Origin of the sequence: Amycolatopsis sp. SID8362, assembly GCF_010550475.1 — a bacterium.
In the GTDB taxonomy this organism is placed as follows: domain Bacteria; phylum Actinomycetota; class Actinomycetes; order Mycobacteriales; family Pseudonocardiaceae; genus Amycolatopsis; species Amycolatopsis eburnea.
In genome coordinates this window covers 1-204 of sequence record NZ_JAAGNB010001261.1, presented here as the reverse complement: position 1 = coordinate 204, position 204 = coordinate 1, and the positions used below count along the sequence as shown (strand labels likewise).

Below are 204 nucleotides of genomic sequence, written 5' to 3'. Positions count from 1 at the left end.
CGGCGATCCCCGCCTGCGCGGCACCGTAGTACCAGCCGGCCGGGATCAGGTCGAAGATCGACTTGCGGCTGGCATCGAGCCCCGGGTCGGTCACCGAGGGCAGGTACCAGACCAGCCGCGGGTGCGCCCCGAGCAGGCGCAGCGCCAGCGCCGCGTTGCCCTGCTCGGCGAGCCGCGAGTTGGTCAGCGGCGCCGCCGAGCCGA

General features: G+C 75.0%; 1 pseudogene. It reads right to left on the bottom strand.

Features of this window, described 5'->3' with window-relative positions:
* Nucleotides 1–204 (bottom strand): annotated as a pseudogene (locus G3I65_RS38685) (DUF4350 domain-containing protein); the annotation flags it as partial.